The sequence below is a fragment of the Macrococcoides bohemicum genome (assembly GCF_003259675.1).
In the GTDB taxonomy this organism is placed as follows: Bacteria; Bacillota; Bacilli; order Staphylococcales; family Staphylococcaceae; genus Macrococcoides; species Macrococcoides bohemicum.
Map to the genome: position 1 here is coordinate 78,545 of NZ_PZJG01000002.1, position 14,702 is coordinate 93,246.

A 14,702-nucleotide genomic window follows, 5' to 3' on the forward strand; every position below is an offset into this window, starting at 1 on the left:
TTAAAATCGTAAATGAGCAAAGATCATTACAGCATTGTCAAATTGCGCTTTATCTATAGTTGTTCCTGTTTATAGTGCTTTAATATCTTGAATTAATGTATCCACATCTTCACACTTTGTTGACCAGCTTGTACAGAAACGAACTGCAAACAAATTGTCATCAATCTTCTCCCAATCAGCAAATGTATATTTCTCACGAAGTGTTTCAATCTGCGCTTTCGTTAATATCGGAAATCGTTGATTTGTTGGTGATGGATATTTCATTTGTATACCCTTTTCTTCAAATGCCTTCGTCAATTTATCGGCAAGTTCAACGGCATGCTTTGAAATTGCTTCATACAAGTCGTCTTCAAAGAGTACCTCATATTGAATACCGAGTAATCTACCTTTTGCAAGCATACCACCGTTTTGTTTAATGAAATATCTAAAATCGGGTTTTAATGCATCATTTGTAAATACTACCGCTTCTCCAAATAGTGCTCCTACTTTAGTGCCACCGATATAGAATACATCACTGAGTTCAGAAATATCTTTAATCGTTACATCATTTTCTTTGGCCGCTAATGCATAACCTAAACGTGCCCCATCAACCATTAAGTACATATTTTTTTGTTTACAGAAAGCATATAAATCCGATAACTCCTGCTTAGAATATAATGTCCCAAATTCCGTCGGTTGCGATATATAAACCATCTTCGGTTGCGGAATATGTTCGAATGTCACATCATTCCAATAATCTTCAACATAATTTTCTACATCTTCCAGACGTAACTTCCCATCGATACCGGGAATTGTAATCACTTTATGACCCGTTGCTTCGATTGCACCTGTTTCGTGAACTGCGATATGCCCAGAATCAGCTGCAATGACTGCCTGATGAGGACGTAGCATTGCTGCAATCACTGTCTTGTTAGTTTGCGTACCACCCACTAAGAAGTGAACATCAACTTCTCCACTACATTGTTCTTTTATTAATTCTGCTGCGCGCGTGCAGTGGTCATCAACGCCATATCCCGGATGCTGCTCATCATTTGTTTCGACTAAACGTTCCAGGATTAGCGGATGCCCACCAGTTGAATAATCATTATCAAATCGAATCATGTAATCCCTCCTTAGTTTTAGCGGTATCTTTAGTTTCTTCGAACAGATTCCACTATTATTCCTTAATTTTAGCGGAATCTTTAATTGTTGTCTTCAAATACCGCTATAACCCGCTTCTTACATCATTTGCCCTTTTATCATCTCAATTATTTCTTTTTGAGACAATTCTTCAGTAATAATATATTCACCTTCTACTTCTAAATAATCTTTATCCAGGAACCATTGACGCATTTCATCTTCACCAAATTCAACATTTTGTTTATATTGATGACGACGCAAAGTCTCTTCAAACGGAATATCAAAGTAATAGACGTAAGATGTATCATTATATTTATTAACCATTTCTATCAACATATCTCCATGTTTACGACGTGTTAATATCCCTTCCACCACAACATATTTACAGTGTTCCATACCAAATTCAATCATTGTTCTCAGCAATTCAGTTGACACATTACCGACTTTATCTTTAACATGTAACATTTCTCTTCTCAATAAATCTTGAGAAATAAGAATCGTTCCTTCACCCAGAGCTTCTTGCAGTAATTTAGCAGTTGAAGTTTTACCGCTTCCTGAATTACCTCTAAGAATCATTAATTTTGTCATCATATCACCCACTAAATATTCGGTCCATATAATCTATGGGTCTTGTCTTCAATTTCTCCTGATAGTTTTTTCTTTAAACTGACTTTCCATGAGTCAGCCAAAACTTCAACTTCAGATAATTCCTTCACTAGACTTAAATCAGCAGAAAAATGCATCACTTCGTTACACTTTGCAATGGTCCACTCTGGATTTGATCTTTCCAGTAACTCTATTTTATCATTTACACTCACTACTCCAGGACGAAGCACTTTTAAGTACCAACCAGTTCTACCATTTTCTTCAGTGATCTTAGATAGTTCTATTTCTCGATATTTTCTTGCCGGCTTCCAGCATGGTTTACGTGGTTGCGTAACTTGAACAAGTGTATTGCCAATTTGATAAATATCACCTAGACATACTGTTTGTTCATTCATATCGACGACACTTAGATTTTCACCAAAACCCCCTGGTTGCATATCTTTATTCAATTCATTTCGCAATAATGGATAATGTTCGCTTGCATAGCAAAATACAGCTTTGTCTACACCACCATGATGCACTTTATCAGCAACTTTGTCATCTTCAAAGCCAAATTCAGTTAAGTTTCCACGTGAAACGGCATCTCGATTGATAGCTGAAATCCATGACTGATTTAATTTATCTGAAGCTTCTTCACTACCTAGTTGTTTTGGTTTTCCGATAAACATCATTTCAACAAGCATACTAACACCCCTTTTAAATATCACGTTTAACGACACTAGGCAAATCCAGGAACGGCTGAATATCCTGAACGTATTCAAGAATTCCTTGATACTCACCTTTTTCATCAAAGACGCCTTTGTATGTTACATAAATATATTCTTCACCTTTCTTAAACCACATTGTCACAGTTTCCTGCTCTCTATTTTTAAGTTTACGCATAACTTGCATCATCTTCTTCAAACTCTTCGGTGGATGACAATTCGCTACACTTCTACCAATAGAAATTGGTGTGCGAATAAACATCATATCCGCAGATTCAGTAATTTCATTAAAGTATTTAAATAATCCGTTCTTATCAACAAATGTCAGTTCTAGCGGAATATTATTAAGTATTAATTCCGCTTCTTTCAAGGATAAATAACCGCCACCTATTTTAATGTTTTGATTTTTATCTTCACTTTCCGTTTCTTTTGTTTGATATACTTTTTCTTTATCAGACCATACTGATTTAACATCTACTGCATAACCAAATGCTTTACTTTCATTGGCGATAGCTTCATATTCCTGTGCTGTAAATAATTCCTGAATTAAAGGAATAAGAATGTCTTCCTCATGCAATATCATTTGCTTCATACCTTTATTTAACGTATCGAACGATTTTCTAATATGCTTAAATTCAATTTCATCCATTCGTTTTAGACGGTTTTTGAATTGATGATAAGTAGCGCGATTATCATCATCAAGTGCCCAAATCTTTCTTGGTAATGTATAAACTTGTTTTCGTTCTAATATCGGAAATATCAATTTTTCTTTACGGTTATAATGTGCATATAATGCACCTATTATTTTTAAATCTTCTTCAAGCATTGAACTGTCTTTTTTAGATGCTACAATCGTCAATTTCTCTTCCATACGTTCTAAAGCAGTAATGAATGTTTCATTTTCTCTTTTCATAATATTTAACGGATGATCATCGTCAAGTGAAATATATACTTCCTGTATCATTTCGTTCATATGACAATTATACATATCAATCAATTTATGAATTTCTTCTATTGAAGAAATTCCTTCCGTGTAGTGTATTTGTATAATAGCGATTAAGAAATCCACCAGCGAATAATTTTCTAAGATAGCAACTGAATGATCTTCCTTATTGCTTTGAATATGTGTCAGTATTGATTTTATTTCATTTGTAAGCTCGAAATTTATCATAGTACACCTCACTATATAAGATACATTTAATATACACCTTACAAAGTAATGCTGGGACCTTTCTCACAAACATTCACAAAATCGTCAGTCTATCGCTTATAATCTCCCTTCAATAAAGCATAACGATTCATGTCTCTAAATTCACCGTATAATAAAACATCCTGTTTATCCATACCAACAAACTCAAATCCAGCTTTCTCGGCAACTTTATTACTACCTATATTGTCAACATCAGCACTGATCGATAGTTTGTTCAAACCCATTTGATTGAAAGCAAAATCACATAAAGCAATTACTGATTTCGTCATAATCCCTTGACCATTTATATCTTTTTTCAACCAGTAACCGATTTCCGCCTTCTTAAAACCTTGATTAATCGCATGTAAATCTAATGTTCCGGATAATTCTCCATCAACAAATATCAAAAATAAGCGCCCTGTTCCTTGCGCAAACTCATTCATCATCTTTTTAATAAATGCAGTTTCATGTGCAGGTTCAGTGATTATATCTATAAAAGTCAAAAACGCTCTTAAGTGCTCTCTATTTTGATCAATCACATTATACAAATCTTCCCCATGAAAAATTTCTGCTTGTACCAGTTCAATACGCTCATCAACTTTAATAGATAGTCTGTTCATGTTCGTCCTCTTTTCTTATTATCTAAATTTTTTGATTTTTATTAGCGTATGGGAAATCTATAAAAACGTCAACAAAAAGCCATCCCTTATGGAATGACTTAAATTTGGTTATAAATGTTTGTAAACGCGATTTATACTTGTACATTGCCAGTATTTTATTCGACGTAAGGTCTACCTACCCAATACGTGTCATAAATACCTTCATATTTTGATTTAAAATCCTCAATAAACTTCGTATCATGACTGACAATATCGATTACATCATTACATATATAAATTATTTTATCCGATGAATAAAATATTATAAATGACTCTCTTTCATTTCCACAAACAACATTCGTAATATATTTAATTAACGGTTTAAGATCGATATTTTTTACGATTACATTGATGTAGTCAACATCTTCTTCACCTTTATGAAATACTTCTTTCCAGTTCGTAATCTTAAAATAACGTCCTAAATTCGTTTTTTCAGTTTGAATATAATGACCTTCAATGACCCTCAATAAAAACTCCATATTAAAACTGTCATTAGCATAAGTTTCCGTAATAATTTGTTTAATTAAACTACCCTTCATCTTTTCATAACCAAATCTAATTCTGTGTTCATCACTGACTTGAAAATAAGGAATTGGTTTGTCTATAGCGAATTGTATAGAGCCTTTCAGCATATCACTCATCCCTCAACAATCCTTTCTTAACACATTTCTCAATAATTCCTTCAGCGAGTTCCCACATTGCTGGCGCATCATCTTTAATAAATATCTTTTTACTTGTCACTTGTGATTTAGTCAGGTTATATGGATTGTAATCCTCTTCACTTACTTCATATAGATTAATCAAAGCGATTAATGCATCAATAACCCGAGCATATCTTGCTTCATGATTATCACCACGTTCAAAGTTAGTCCATAGATCTATTATGCCCTTCTGATCATCTTCATCCAACATTGAAACTACTTTCTTCAGAGATTCAAGTTCTCGATCAAACGAATCACTTTTCGCCTGATCATCAAATACCCATGTATCTCCTGCATAGATTTCACCTAAATCGTGAACCAATAACATCTTGATCACCTGATTGATATCTACTTGTTCAGGGTAGAACTGTTCAAACTGCATCGCAACAAGTGCTGCCTGCCATGAATGTTCAGCACTATTTTCATATCTTCCATCTAACGTATCACTTTTTCGTTGAATCGTTTTTAGTTGTTCAATCTCACTTGCAAATGCATATACTTTATGGATATCATTCATATCTTTACACCTATTTTCTAAAATTTTGTTTTATCTATTTATGAAAATTTCGCAAATACTATTGTTTATCATTAATTTCAATGTTATCCTAAAGTTCAATTAAATTCACTATTTATGGAGGTATAAACCAATGGATAACGGGTTTATTTTTTTAAATGTCTTAATTCTTAGTATTCTCATAGGAATACTTGTATTCATGAACAAGAAACATGTTTCTTTCTCTAAACGTGTCTTCACAGGTATGATTTTAGGGATTTTATTAGGCGTCGGACTTCAATTCGCTTACGGCACTGATTCTAAAGTAACTTTAGGTACGCTAGACTGGTATAGTATTGTCGGTAGTGGTTACGTTCAACTTTTAATGTTAATTGTTGTGCCACTTGTAATGGTATCTATCATCCGTTCTATTATTAATTTAAATACTACGGATCAAGTTGGTAAGATGGCCAGCTGGGTAATCGGTATATTGATTACTACAACTTTAATTGCAGCAACTATCGGTATTGCTTCCGCATTATTGTTTGATTTAAGTGCTGAAGAGATAAGTATTGGCCAAGATGAAAAAACACGTGGTACTGAAATTCAAGAGAAATTCGATATGATGGAACAAAAGACAATGCCACAACGTATCGTCAATTTTATTCCAAGCAATATATTTATGGACATGACAGGCGCAAGGCCTACTTCAACAATCGCTGTCGTTATCTTCTCATTCTTAGTTGGAATTTCAGTACTTGGGGTTCGAAGAAAAGAGCCTGAACAAGCTGCAATGTTTACAAGCATGGTTGATGCTGTATTTGCTGTTGTAATGCGACTTGTAACAATCATCTTACGCTTAACACCTTACGGGGTACTTGCTTTAATGGCAAATATGATTGCAAGTACGAACTTTGCAGGTATAGTAGAACTAGGTAAATTCGTATTAGCATCTTATGTTGCTTTAGGAACAATGTTCCTCATTCATTTACTTATCATTACATTAACTGGTTTAAATCCAATTCAATATTTAAAAAAGGTTTTCCCAACATTAGCATTTGCTTTCACATCTCGTTCTAGTGCTGGAACAATTCCTTTAAATATCGCTGCACAAAAAAATGCTTTAGGTGTTGATGATGCAACAGCAAATATGTCAGCATCATTTGGTGCGACGATGGGTCAAAACGGTTGTGCCGGTATCTATCCTGCAATGCTTGCAGTGATGATTGCACCAACTGCAGGTATTAATCCACTTTCACCTGAATTTATCGTACAATTAGCGATTATCACAGCGATCAGTTCATTCGGTGTAGCCGGTGTTGGTGGTGGTGCAACATTTGCTGCTATCATCGTTCTATCATCAATGGGATTACCAATTGCACTTGCAGGTGTATTAATCACAGTTGAACCATTAATTGATATGGGACGTACCGCGCTTAATGTAAATGGTAGTATGCTTTCAGGAACATTAACTTCTAAATTCTTAGGTAACTTCAATAAAAATATTTTTAATGATACACACGCTGTAGTTGAGAATACAGAAGTTTAAAAAAAATCGACAATCCGCAATAAAGTGGATTGTCTTTTTTTTCTTTGAATATAATATTTGAGTTTGTTATTATAAAAATACTAATATTTTACAGAAAGTTGGTTTAATATGCCTTGGTGGGGGACATATATACTTATTTCAATTGGTTTACTATTAATAGGTATTATTTTAGCAATTTGGGATAAAATCAAAAGAAAGAAACGCATTAAAACACTTTGGAATAAACAAAATACACTCAATCGACCTAAGGGAAACCATATAAAATATCGTCAATATTTTGATTATCTACAAATAAATAATAAACATTATATAGATGACATCACCTGGAATGATCTTGATTTAGATCGCATCTTTACAAAATTAAATTACAATTTCACAACGGTTGGCGAGGAATATATGTATGCTTCACTCAGAAACATCCCAAATCATACTGTCAATGAATTACTTATTAAAAAAATAACAAATGACCAAAAATTTAGAGAAAGAGTATCTTTTATACTTGCTGATTTAGGACGCAGTACAAATAACAATGCGAGCCGCTTCGCTTTCAGGCACAAGTCTGACGAACAATATAATCCCTGGATAATCATTGTAAGTTTACTTCCTTTTTTAAGCTTGTTTTCTTTCTATTTTGGAATAAGTGTTGGTATTTTTACTGTAATGCTTGCAATTAGCATCGTTATGTCATTATCGATGAGATTTAAGTCTAAAAGTGAATTGCTTTATGATGATATATTTTATGCTGTTAAGATAATAGATACTGCTTCAGATCTGCTCAACCTGAAAGAAAGTCACTTAGACACAAAGCCACCTAACATACGTTCAATTAAGTTCTTGAGTTATTTAATGCTAAGTGACGATAATAACGAAACTAATTTTGCTTTACAAATTATTAATGCCTTGAAGATGTTATTCATGACAGATTATCATATTTATCACTATGCACTGCGAATACTAAGAAAGAATCAAGCATCATATGCTGAATATTATCAAGTTGTCGGTCAATATGATTCAAGCTATAGTGTAGGCATGTATCGCCGTACCTTACCTTATTACAAATTACCTGAAATCGGTCCGTTACATACTGAAGAAATTTATCATCCCCTACTCACACATCCAGTTGCCAATGACTATACGCATAATAGAGGGATTTTATTGACTGGATCAAATGCATCTGGTAAGTCAACATTTATGAAGACGATTGCACTCAACATCGTTCTAGCTCAAGCCATCAACACAACAACTAGTGAAGTATTTCGTTATCAACCTGGTCATGTCTTAACATCTATGAACTTAGAAGACAGTTTATCAAAAGGTGATAGTTACTTCATTGCAGAGATAAAATCAATCAAACGGATTATACGAGCTATCGAGGATTTCCCGATGACTTATATCTTTATAGATGAAATTCTAAGAGGGACTAATACAAAAGAAAGAATTTCTTCTGCAACTGCCATCCTTAATCATATTAATAGTAATAAAAATACAACTTTATTTGCAGCTACACACGACATCGAATTAACCGAATTATTGAAAGATACTTTCGATTTCTATTACTTCAGAGAACATTTAACTGAAAATAACGACATTGAATTTGATTACACAATCCGTAAAGGAGTTACTACGACTTCAAATGCTATTGAATTAATGCGAATATATGATTATCCTGAACATATCTATCAAGATGCTAAAAGCACACTTGCCACACTAAAAAAGTTAAATACATAAATTAAAACTCACGAATAAATTTCGTGAGTTTGTTCATAATTATTTAGTGTAAGTTACTACTGATGATGAGATGCTTTATTAACCGTTGCCATGTCTATCAAATAGATGAATACTTTCTAAAGTAGCTGTTAAATATACTTTATTTCCTATTAAAGGATTAGTATTTGTATAATATTTTATCTGCCTGTTTTGTGCATCCTCAGCTGTAACAACGATATCTTTCCCCAAAAGTTCAGCACGTTTAATAATCACTGGATAACCTTGCTCTGAGATGATGATGTGTTCCGGGCGAATACCGATTATTGTATCAATATCTATATTTAACGCTGGATTTAACTGCTTTGATTGCTGCTCATCTAATTTCAATAAATTCATAGGTGGACGTCCGATAAAAGTTGCTACAAACATATTCTCTGGATGATGATACATGTCATATGGTGTATCATATTGCATCATTTTGCCTTCGTTCAGCATGACGATTTTATCACTTATACTTAAAGCTTCTTCCTGATCATGCGTAACGAATAGCGTCGTAATATTTAAGCGTTGTTGTATTGCTCTGATTTCCTCACGCATCGATACTCTTAATCTTGCATCTAAATTTGATAAAGGTTCATCTAATAATAATATTTCTGGTTCTCTGACAATAGCTCGTGCTATTGCAACACGTTGCTGTTGTCCACCAGATAGTTCTTTTGGTAAACGGTTTAAATATGTATCAATTTCTACTAGCTTTGCAGCATATTCTACTTGTTCTTTTATCACACGTTTCGATAATCGCTTCATCTTCAGTGGAAAGGCGATATTATTGAAGACAGTCATATGTGGATAAAGTGCATAATCCTGAAATACCATACCAATATTGCGTGCATCAACCTTTAAATGCGTTACATCTTTACCGTCTATGATAATCTCTCCTGCTGTAGGTTGTAGTAATCCTGCAAGCATAAATAAGGTAGTACTCTTGCCACATCCTGACGGCCCAAGTATACTAACAAACTCCCCTGAGCTAATGGTAAGATTTAAATTATTGACAGCTATTGTATCTTTATATTGCATTGATATATTTTTAAATTCAATCATAGTAGATATCCTCATTCTTTATACTTACATTTAGCATATCAAATTTTGATGAAAGATTGATAAAAGATATGTATAAAAATGATATTAAATAAAGTATATATCGAGTATAAATCGGTAAAAATACTTAAAAATAAAATATTATTCTCCTAAACAAAAAAGTATCACATTCCATAACGGAACATGATACTTATAAATATATTATTTAACTACATCGTATCCTTGATCTTCGATGGCTTCTTTCATTGCATCAACAGTTACTGATTCTTCGTGATCAACTGTTACATTTGCTGCTTCTAAATCAACCGCAGCTGATTTAACACCATTTAATTTATTTACTGCACCTTCTACCGCTTCTTTACAATGTCCACATGTCATACCTTCTACTTTAAGAATTGTTTCCATAATAATTCCCTCACTTTTTAGTATTTTATATGTTCTATTTTATTTTAACAGTTTTTAGTCTTAAGGCGTTACTCACAACACTTACTGATGATAAAGCCATAGCAGCACCAGCAATCCATGGTGCAAGTAATCCTAAGGCTGCAACTGGTATACCAAGAATATTATATCCAAATGCGAATCCTAAATTTTGTTTTATATTTTTAATTGTTGCGTGACTAATTTTAATCGCTTCAGGTATTAGTGTAAGCTCTCCGCCTAGAATCGTAACATCAGCTGCTTCAATCGCGACTTCTGTACCTGTGCCAATTGCGATACCGATATCCGCTAATGCAAGCGCTGGCGCATCATTCACACCATCTCCTACCATAGCAACTTTTCTTCCTTCATCCTGCAGCGCTTTAATCTTGTTAGACTTTTGTTCTGGCAGCACTTCAGCAATGACTTCTGTAATACCAACAGATTTCGCGATGGCGTTAGCTGTAATCGCATTATCTCCAGTCAGCATCACAACTTGTAAGCCCATTGCTTTCATTTCTTCAATAGCTTGTTTTGCAGTATCTTTCACTGTATCTAATACTGCTACAATACCACGTAACTCATTATCGATAGCAATTAGCATGGCCGTTTTACCCTCTGCTTCAAATTGCTCCATTCGATTGATACTTGAATCAATATCAATGTGATGATCTGTCATTAGCTTTCTGTTACCGATGAGTATGGTATGGTTATCGATAACTGTTTCAATACCATGGCCAGGTATTGCATTAAATTGACTAGTTTCTAATAATTCTATATTTTTTTCTTTTGCATATTTTACGATGGCGGTTGCTAATGGATGTTCAGAAGCTTGTTCACTACTTGCAAGATATTGTAGTGTTAATTCATCGCCTGTAAAATCAGTTACTTCAGGTTCACCTTTTGTAATCGTACCTGTTTTATCCAATACAATCGTATCAATTTCATGTGTTCTTTCTAAGTGTTCTCCGCCTTTAAAGAGAATTCCTGCTTCAGCTGCACGTCCGGTACCAACCATAATAGATGTTGGTGTAGCTAGTCCTAAAGCACAAGGACAAGCAATAACCAGTACCGCAATGGCAGCCACTAATGCTGGTTCAAACTGACCAGGCGTCACAAATATCATCCAGATAATAAATGTTATAATCGCAATCCCTATCACTACTGGTACAAAGTATCCTGCAATGATATCAGCAAGACGCTGGATAGGCGCTTTTGAACCTTGCGCCTGCTCAACGATCTTCACGATAGATTGCAATGCGGTATCACGACCTACTTTCGTTGCACGTATCGTAATACTACCGTTATTATTCATCGTTGCTCCAAAGACGTTTGCTCCGATAGTTTTCTCAACAGGAATCGATTCCCCTGTAAGCATCGATTCATCTATAGATGTATGACCTTTAATAATTTCTCCATCAACCGGTACTTTCTCACCCGGCTTGATGATCAATGTATCTCCAACGACAACGTCTTCAACCGGTATCATTATTTCTTTATTGTCTCTTATCACTCTTGCTTCTTTTGCCTGTAAATTAAGTAATGAAGATAGTGCATGCGTTGTCTGTGACTTCGCTCTTGCCTCAAGATATTTACCGAACAATATTAATGTAATTAATACCGCACTTGTTTCAAAATAAAGATGTGGCATGTAATCTGGATTATTAATTGTCTTCAATCCTTCATAAACACTATAGAAAAATGCAGCACTTGTACCTAATGCAACAAGCACATCCATATTCGCTCCGCCACTTCGTAAATTTTTATAGGCTCCATCATAGAACTGCCAGCCAATAATGAATTGTACCGGGAAAGCAAACGCTAACTGGAACCACGGGTTCATAAATATATGCGGCAAATGGATACCAAACAGATGCGTTAACATTGTTAGTAATAACGGTAATGATAATAAAGCTGAAATAATGAGTTTAATCTTTTTCTTCCTCAATTCATCCGCTTTCGCTGAAGCCTTATTTTCATCCGAACTTTTAAGTTTTGCATCGTAACCTAGTTTACGAATACGTTCGATAATCATTTGTGCATCCATATTTCCTGGATAATAATCAATCGTTGCTTCTTCTGTCGTAAGATTAACAGTAGCATTCTTAATTTCCGGCTGTTTATTCAGTACCTTTTCAATTCTTGATGAACACGCTGCACAAGTCATGCCCATAACATCCAGTTCAATATGTTCAGGCTTAACTTTATAGCCTAACTTATCAATTCTTTCTGATATATCTTCTACACTCACTTTATCTGAATCATATTGAACGCTTGCTTTTTCAGTCGTTAAATTAACTTTTGCATCTACACCGTCCATTTTATTGAGTACTTTCTCTATTCTAGTAGAACACGCTGCACAAGTCATACCCTCTATGGGTAATGTAACGTCTTTCATATTGCCACCTACTTTCCAAATTGGCGCAGTACTTTCATCAATTCATCAATTGATTCAGCACCTTCACCTTTTTTAATTGCATCACTAACACAGTGATTCATATGACGTTCAGTTACGGAGAAACCAACTTGCTTCAACGCGCTTTCTATCGCGCTAATTTGAATCAATATATCAACACAATAACGATCTTCTTCAATCATTTTCTGAATACCACGAACTTGTCCCTCAATACGCTTTAACCGTTTTACCATCTTTTCTTTTTCTTCTTCAGTTCTTGGTGTTACTGTATGTTGATGTTCCATACTATCATCCTCTCGTATACCCCTATCAGGTATTAATTTAATTTTATTTTATACCTATAAGGGGTATGTGTCAATATATAAGATTTGAAAAATTATAAAAAAAATAAGCTAACGCTTTAAAAGTTAGCTTACTCAATTTATTTCACAACCATCACCGGTATATGTACTTCTTTCACTACTTTATGACTGACGCTTCCCATCACCATTTCCTGAAATGCGTTAAGACCACGCGTTCCTATCACAAGTAAATCATATTCATGCGTATTTCCTATTTGAATAATCTTATCTTTCGGTACCCCGTGTTCTATGCGAACTTCATATGTTATATCATTATTCTCATATTCTTCTATAATGGGTTGAATTAAAGATTTTCTTTGATCAACACTGCTTGTTTCACTATGCAGTACTGCATCTTTTGAATCTTCATGTGAAACGATACTTAATAATGTATATTTCATAGCATTTATCTTCAATACTTCTTTTGCTGCTCTGAAGCTATTATCAGAACCATCCACCGCTATAACTACTGACTGATACATCTCTACACCTCTTTCGTTTGCTTAAGATAATCATTTCTATTAAAGATAAAGTTAATAATACTACCTACAATAACTCCAATCGCCAAATTATGCGTTGCTAGTACAAGTATAATTGTAACAAGTACTACGATAATATCTGTAACTTTAGCATTGCGTAAGAATTTGAAACTTCCCCAGTCAAACGTACTAAATGATACTACAACCATAATACCTGCAAGAATAGACATAGGAATCTGAATCACATAATGCCCTAACACAATAATTAAAAACATTAAAAAACTACCTGCAACTAACGATGACAATCTTGTTGTGCCGCCTGACTTCAAATTCATTACAGATTGGCCGATCATTGCGCATCCTCCAATACCACCGAAAAAGCCTGCAACGATATTGGCAATGCCTTGTCCACGAGATTCAACATTTTTATCACTTTCATTTTCCAGTGCATCATCGACAATCTTTGCAGTAAGTAAACTTTCTACAAGCCCCACAACAGCCATCGACAAACTATATGGCAATATAATCAATAAAGTTTCCAGATTAAATGGTACATTTGGAATAAAGAAATCTGGTAAAGTACGTTTAATTTCTCCAAGATCACCAACAGTTCTAACATCGGCATTTGTCATTATCGAAATGATCGTTAATAATAACACTGCAATGAGTGGCGCTGGTATCTTCGTAAAGTACCTCGGAACGATATAAACAATCGCAATTGTAACAATTGCAAATATATAAGTAACACCTGTCAGTCCGAATATATGTTGTAACTGAGAGCTAAATATTAAGATTGCTAGTGAATCAACAAATCCCATCATCACTGTATTTGGAATGTATTTTAGTAATTTACCGACTTTGAGCATGCCAAATACTACCTGAATGATACCCATTAATATTGTTGCTGCAAGTAAATAATCCACCCCGTGGGTTTTAACAAGCGGGAATACCAATAATGCAATCGCACCAGCTGCTGCTGATATCATCGCAGATCGGCCACCTGTAAAAGCAATCGTCACTGCAATAATAAATGATGCATATAAACCAACCATAGGGTCTACCCCAGCAATGACACTAAATGCGATAACTTCAGGAATTAAAGCGAGAGATACAACAATTCCCGCTAATATATTTTGAAATGGTTTATCTAGCCATTCTCGTTGTAAATATTGATTCATAAAGACCTCCGAATTTATTATAACCAAAATATAACCATAC

Annotated in this window: 14 protein-coding genes and 1 pseudogene; 2 read left to right on the forward strand and 13 right to left on the reverse strand. The window is 34.3% G+C overall.

Annotation, left to right across the window (positions count from 1 at the left end; all coding sequences use genetic code 11):
* Nucleotides 1-69: 69 nt before the first annotated feature.
* The 7 genes from BHX94_RS04880 to BHX94_RS04910 all read right to left on the reverse strand — a co-directional run bounded on the left by BHX94_RS04880 (nt 70) and on the right by BHX94_RS04910 (nt 5,495).
* Nucleotides 70-1,101, reverse strand: a complete 1,032-nt coding sequence (locus tag BHX94_RS04880; RefSeq protein ID WP_111745158.1) for a threonine aldolase family protein — start codon at nt 1,099-1,101, stop codon at nt 70-72.
* 117 nt (nt 1,102-1,218) lie between these two features.
* Nucleotides 1,219-1,710, reverse strand: coding sequence for a kinase (locus BHX94_RS04885; protein ID WP_111745159.1), 492 nt, complete (start codon nt 1,708-1,710; stop codon nt 1,219-1,221).
* Between the two features lie 8 nt (nt 1,711-1,718).
* Complete coding sequence (locus BHX94_RS04890) at nt 1,719-2,408, reverse strand: MOSC domain-containing protein (protein WP_170120767.1); 690 nt, start codon at nt 2,406-2,408, stop codon at nt 1,719-1,721.
* 13 nt (nt 2,409-2,421) lie between these two features.
* Nucleotides 2,422-3,600, reverse strand: coding sequence for a PAS domain-containing protein (locus BHX94_RS04895; protein ID WP_111745161.1), 1,179 nt, complete (start codon nt 3,598-3,600; stop codon nt 2,422-2,424).
* 89 nt (nt 3,601-3,689) lie between these two features.
* Nucleotides 3,690-4,238 carry a GNAT family N-acetyltransferase gene (locus tag BHX94_RS04900; protein WP_111745162.1) on the reverse strand — a complete coding sequence of 183 codons (549 nt, stop codon included), beginning with the start codon at nt 4,236-4,238 and terminating at the stop codon, nt 3,690-3,692.
* A gap of 155 nt (nt 4,239-4,393) precedes the next feature.
* Nucleotides 4,394-4,909 (reverse strand): hypothetical protein, encoded by a 516-nt coding sequence (locus tag BHX94_RS04905; RefSeq protein WP_146606898.1) that lies wholly within the window; start codon nt 4,907-4,909, stop codon nt 4,394-4,396.
* 1 nt (nt 4,910) lies between these two features.
* Nucleotides 4,911-5,495, reverse strand: a complete 585-nt coding sequence (locus BHX94_RS04910) for an HD domain-containing protein (RefSeq protein ID WP_111745164.1) — start codon at nt 5,493-5,495, stop codon at nt 4,911-4,913.
* 130 nt (nt 5,496-5,625) lie between these two features.
* On the opposite strand from BHX94_RS04910, the gene BHX94_RS04915 reads away from it, so the two are divergent.
* Together BHX94_RS04915 and BHX94_RS04920 are read left to right on the forward strand one after the other, a co-directional pair.
* The gene (locus tag BHX94_RS04915) at nt 5,626-7,020 is read left to right on the forward strand and encodes an L-cystine transporter (protein ID WP_111745165.1); all 1,395 of its coding nucleotides are present in this window, start codon (nt 5,626-5,628) and stop codon (nt 7,018-7,020) included.
* A 108-nt stretch (nt 7,021-7,128) separates the two neighbouring features.
* The gene (locus BHX94_RS04920) at nt 7,129-8,748 is read left to right on the forward strand and encodes a MutS-related protein (RefSeq protein ID WP_111745166.1); all 1,620 of its coding nucleotides are present in this window, start codon (nt 7,129-7,131) and stop codon (nt 8,746-8,748) included.
* Nucleotides 8,749-8,826: 78 nt separating this feature from the next.
* Here the strand turns inward: BHX94_RS04920 and BHX94_RS04925 are convergent, their stop codons facing one another.
* From BHX94_RS04925 to BHX94_RS04950, 6 genes and pseudogenes are all read right to left on the reverse strand, one after another.
* Nucleotides 8,827-9,831: an ABC transporter ATP-binding protein gene (locus tag BHX94_RS04925; protein ID WP_111745167.1), complete on the reverse strand. Its 1,005-nt coding sequence runs from the start codon at nt 9,829-9,831 to the stop codon at nt 8,827-8,829.
* Between the two features lie 198 nt (nt 9,832-10,029).
* Nucleotides 10,030-10,233, reverse strand: a complete 204-nt coding sequence (copZ, locus tag BHX94_RS04930) for a copper chaperone CopZ (RefSeq protein ID WP_111745168.1) — start codon at nt 10,231-10,233, stop codon at nt 10,030-10,032.
* Between the two features lie 34 nt (nt 10,234-10,267).
* Nucleotides 10,268-12,646, reverse strand: coding sequence for a heavy metal translocating P-type ATPase (locus tag BHX94_RS04935; RefSeq protein ID WP_111745169.1), 2,379 nt, complete (start codon nt 12,644-12,646; stop codon nt 10,268-10,270).
* A gap of 8 nt (nt 12,647-12,654) precedes the next feature.
* A complete protein-coding gene (locus BHX94_RS04940) occupies nt 12,655-12,948 on the reverse strand; it encodes a metal-sensing transcriptional repressor (protein ID WP_096077431.1) in 294 nt (97 codons plus the stop codon).
* Between the two features lie 137 nt (nt 12,949-13,085).
* The gene (locus tag BHX94_RS04945) at nt 13,086-13,487 is read right to left on the reverse strand and encodes a universal stress protein (protein ID WP_111745170.1); all 402 of its coding nucleotides are present in this window, start codon (nt 13,485-13,487) and stop codon (nt 13,086-13,088) included.
* A gap of 41 nt (nt 13,488-13,528) precedes the next feature.
* Nucleotides 13,529-14,662, reverse strand: a pseudogene (locus BHX94_RS04950) (SulP family inorganic anion transporter); the annotation flags it as partial.
* Nucleotides 14,663-14,702: the final 40 nt, after the last annotated feature.

Excerpts from the sequence above, each read along its gene's own strand:
- BHX94_RS04880 (WP_111745158.1), bottom strand. The coding sequence starts at position 1,101 with ATGATTCGATTTGATAATGATTATTCAACTGGTGGGCATCCGCTAATC.
- BHX94_RS04885 (WP_111745159.1), bottom strand. The coding sequence starts at position 1,710 with ATGATGACAAAATTAATGATTCTTAGAGGTAATTCAGGAAGCGGTAAA.
- BHX94_RS04890 (WP_170120767.1), bottom strand. The coding sequence starts at position 2,408 with ATGCTTGTTGAAATGATGTTTATCGGAAAACCAAAACAACTAGGTAGT.
- BHX94_RS04895 (WP_111745161.1), bottom strand. The coding sequence starts at position 3,600 with ATGATAAATTTCGAGCTTACAAATGAAATAAAATCAATACTGACACAT.
- BHX94_RS04900 (WP_111745162.1), bottom strand. The coding sequence starts at position 4,238 with ATGAACAGACTATCTATTAAAGTTGATGAGCGTATTGAACTGGTACAA.
- BHX94_RS04905 (WP_146606898.1), bottom strand. The coding sequence starts at position 4,909 with ATGCTGAAAGGCTCTATACAATTCGCTATAGACAAACCAATTCCTTAT.
- BHX94_RS04910 (WP_111745164.1), bottom strand. The coding sequence starts at position 5,495 with ATGAATGATATCCATAAAGTATATGCATTTGCAAGTGAGATTGAACAA.
- BHX94_RS04915 (WP_111745165.1), top strand. The coding sequence starts at position 5,626 with ATGGATAACGGGTTTATTTTTTTAAATGTCTTAATTCTTAGTATTCTC.
- BHX94_RS04920 (WP_111745166.1), top strand. The coding sequence starts at position 7,129 with ATGCCTTGGTGGGGGACATATATACTTATTTCAATTGGTTTACTATTA.
- BHX94_RS04925 (WP_111745167.1), bottom strand. The coding sequence starts at position 9,831 with ATGATTGAATTTAAAAATATATCAATGCAATATAAAGATACAATAGCT.
- copZ (WP_111745168.1), bottom strand. The coding sequence starts at position 10,233 with ATGGAAACAATTCTTAAAGTAGAAGGTATGACATGTGGACATTGTAAA.
- BHX94_RS04935 (WP_111745169.1), bottom strand. The coding sequence starts at position 12,646 with ATGAAAGACGTTACATTACCCATAGAGGGTATGACTTGTGCAGCGTGT.
- BHX94_RS04940 (WP_096077431.1), bottom strand. The coding sequence starts at position 12,948 with ATGGAACATCAACATACAGTAACACCAAGAACTGAAGAAGAAAAAGAA.
- BHX94_RS04945 (WP_111745170.1), bottom strand. The coding sequence starts at position 13,487 with ATGTATCAGTCAGTAGTTATAGCGGTGGATGGTTCTGATAATAGCTTC.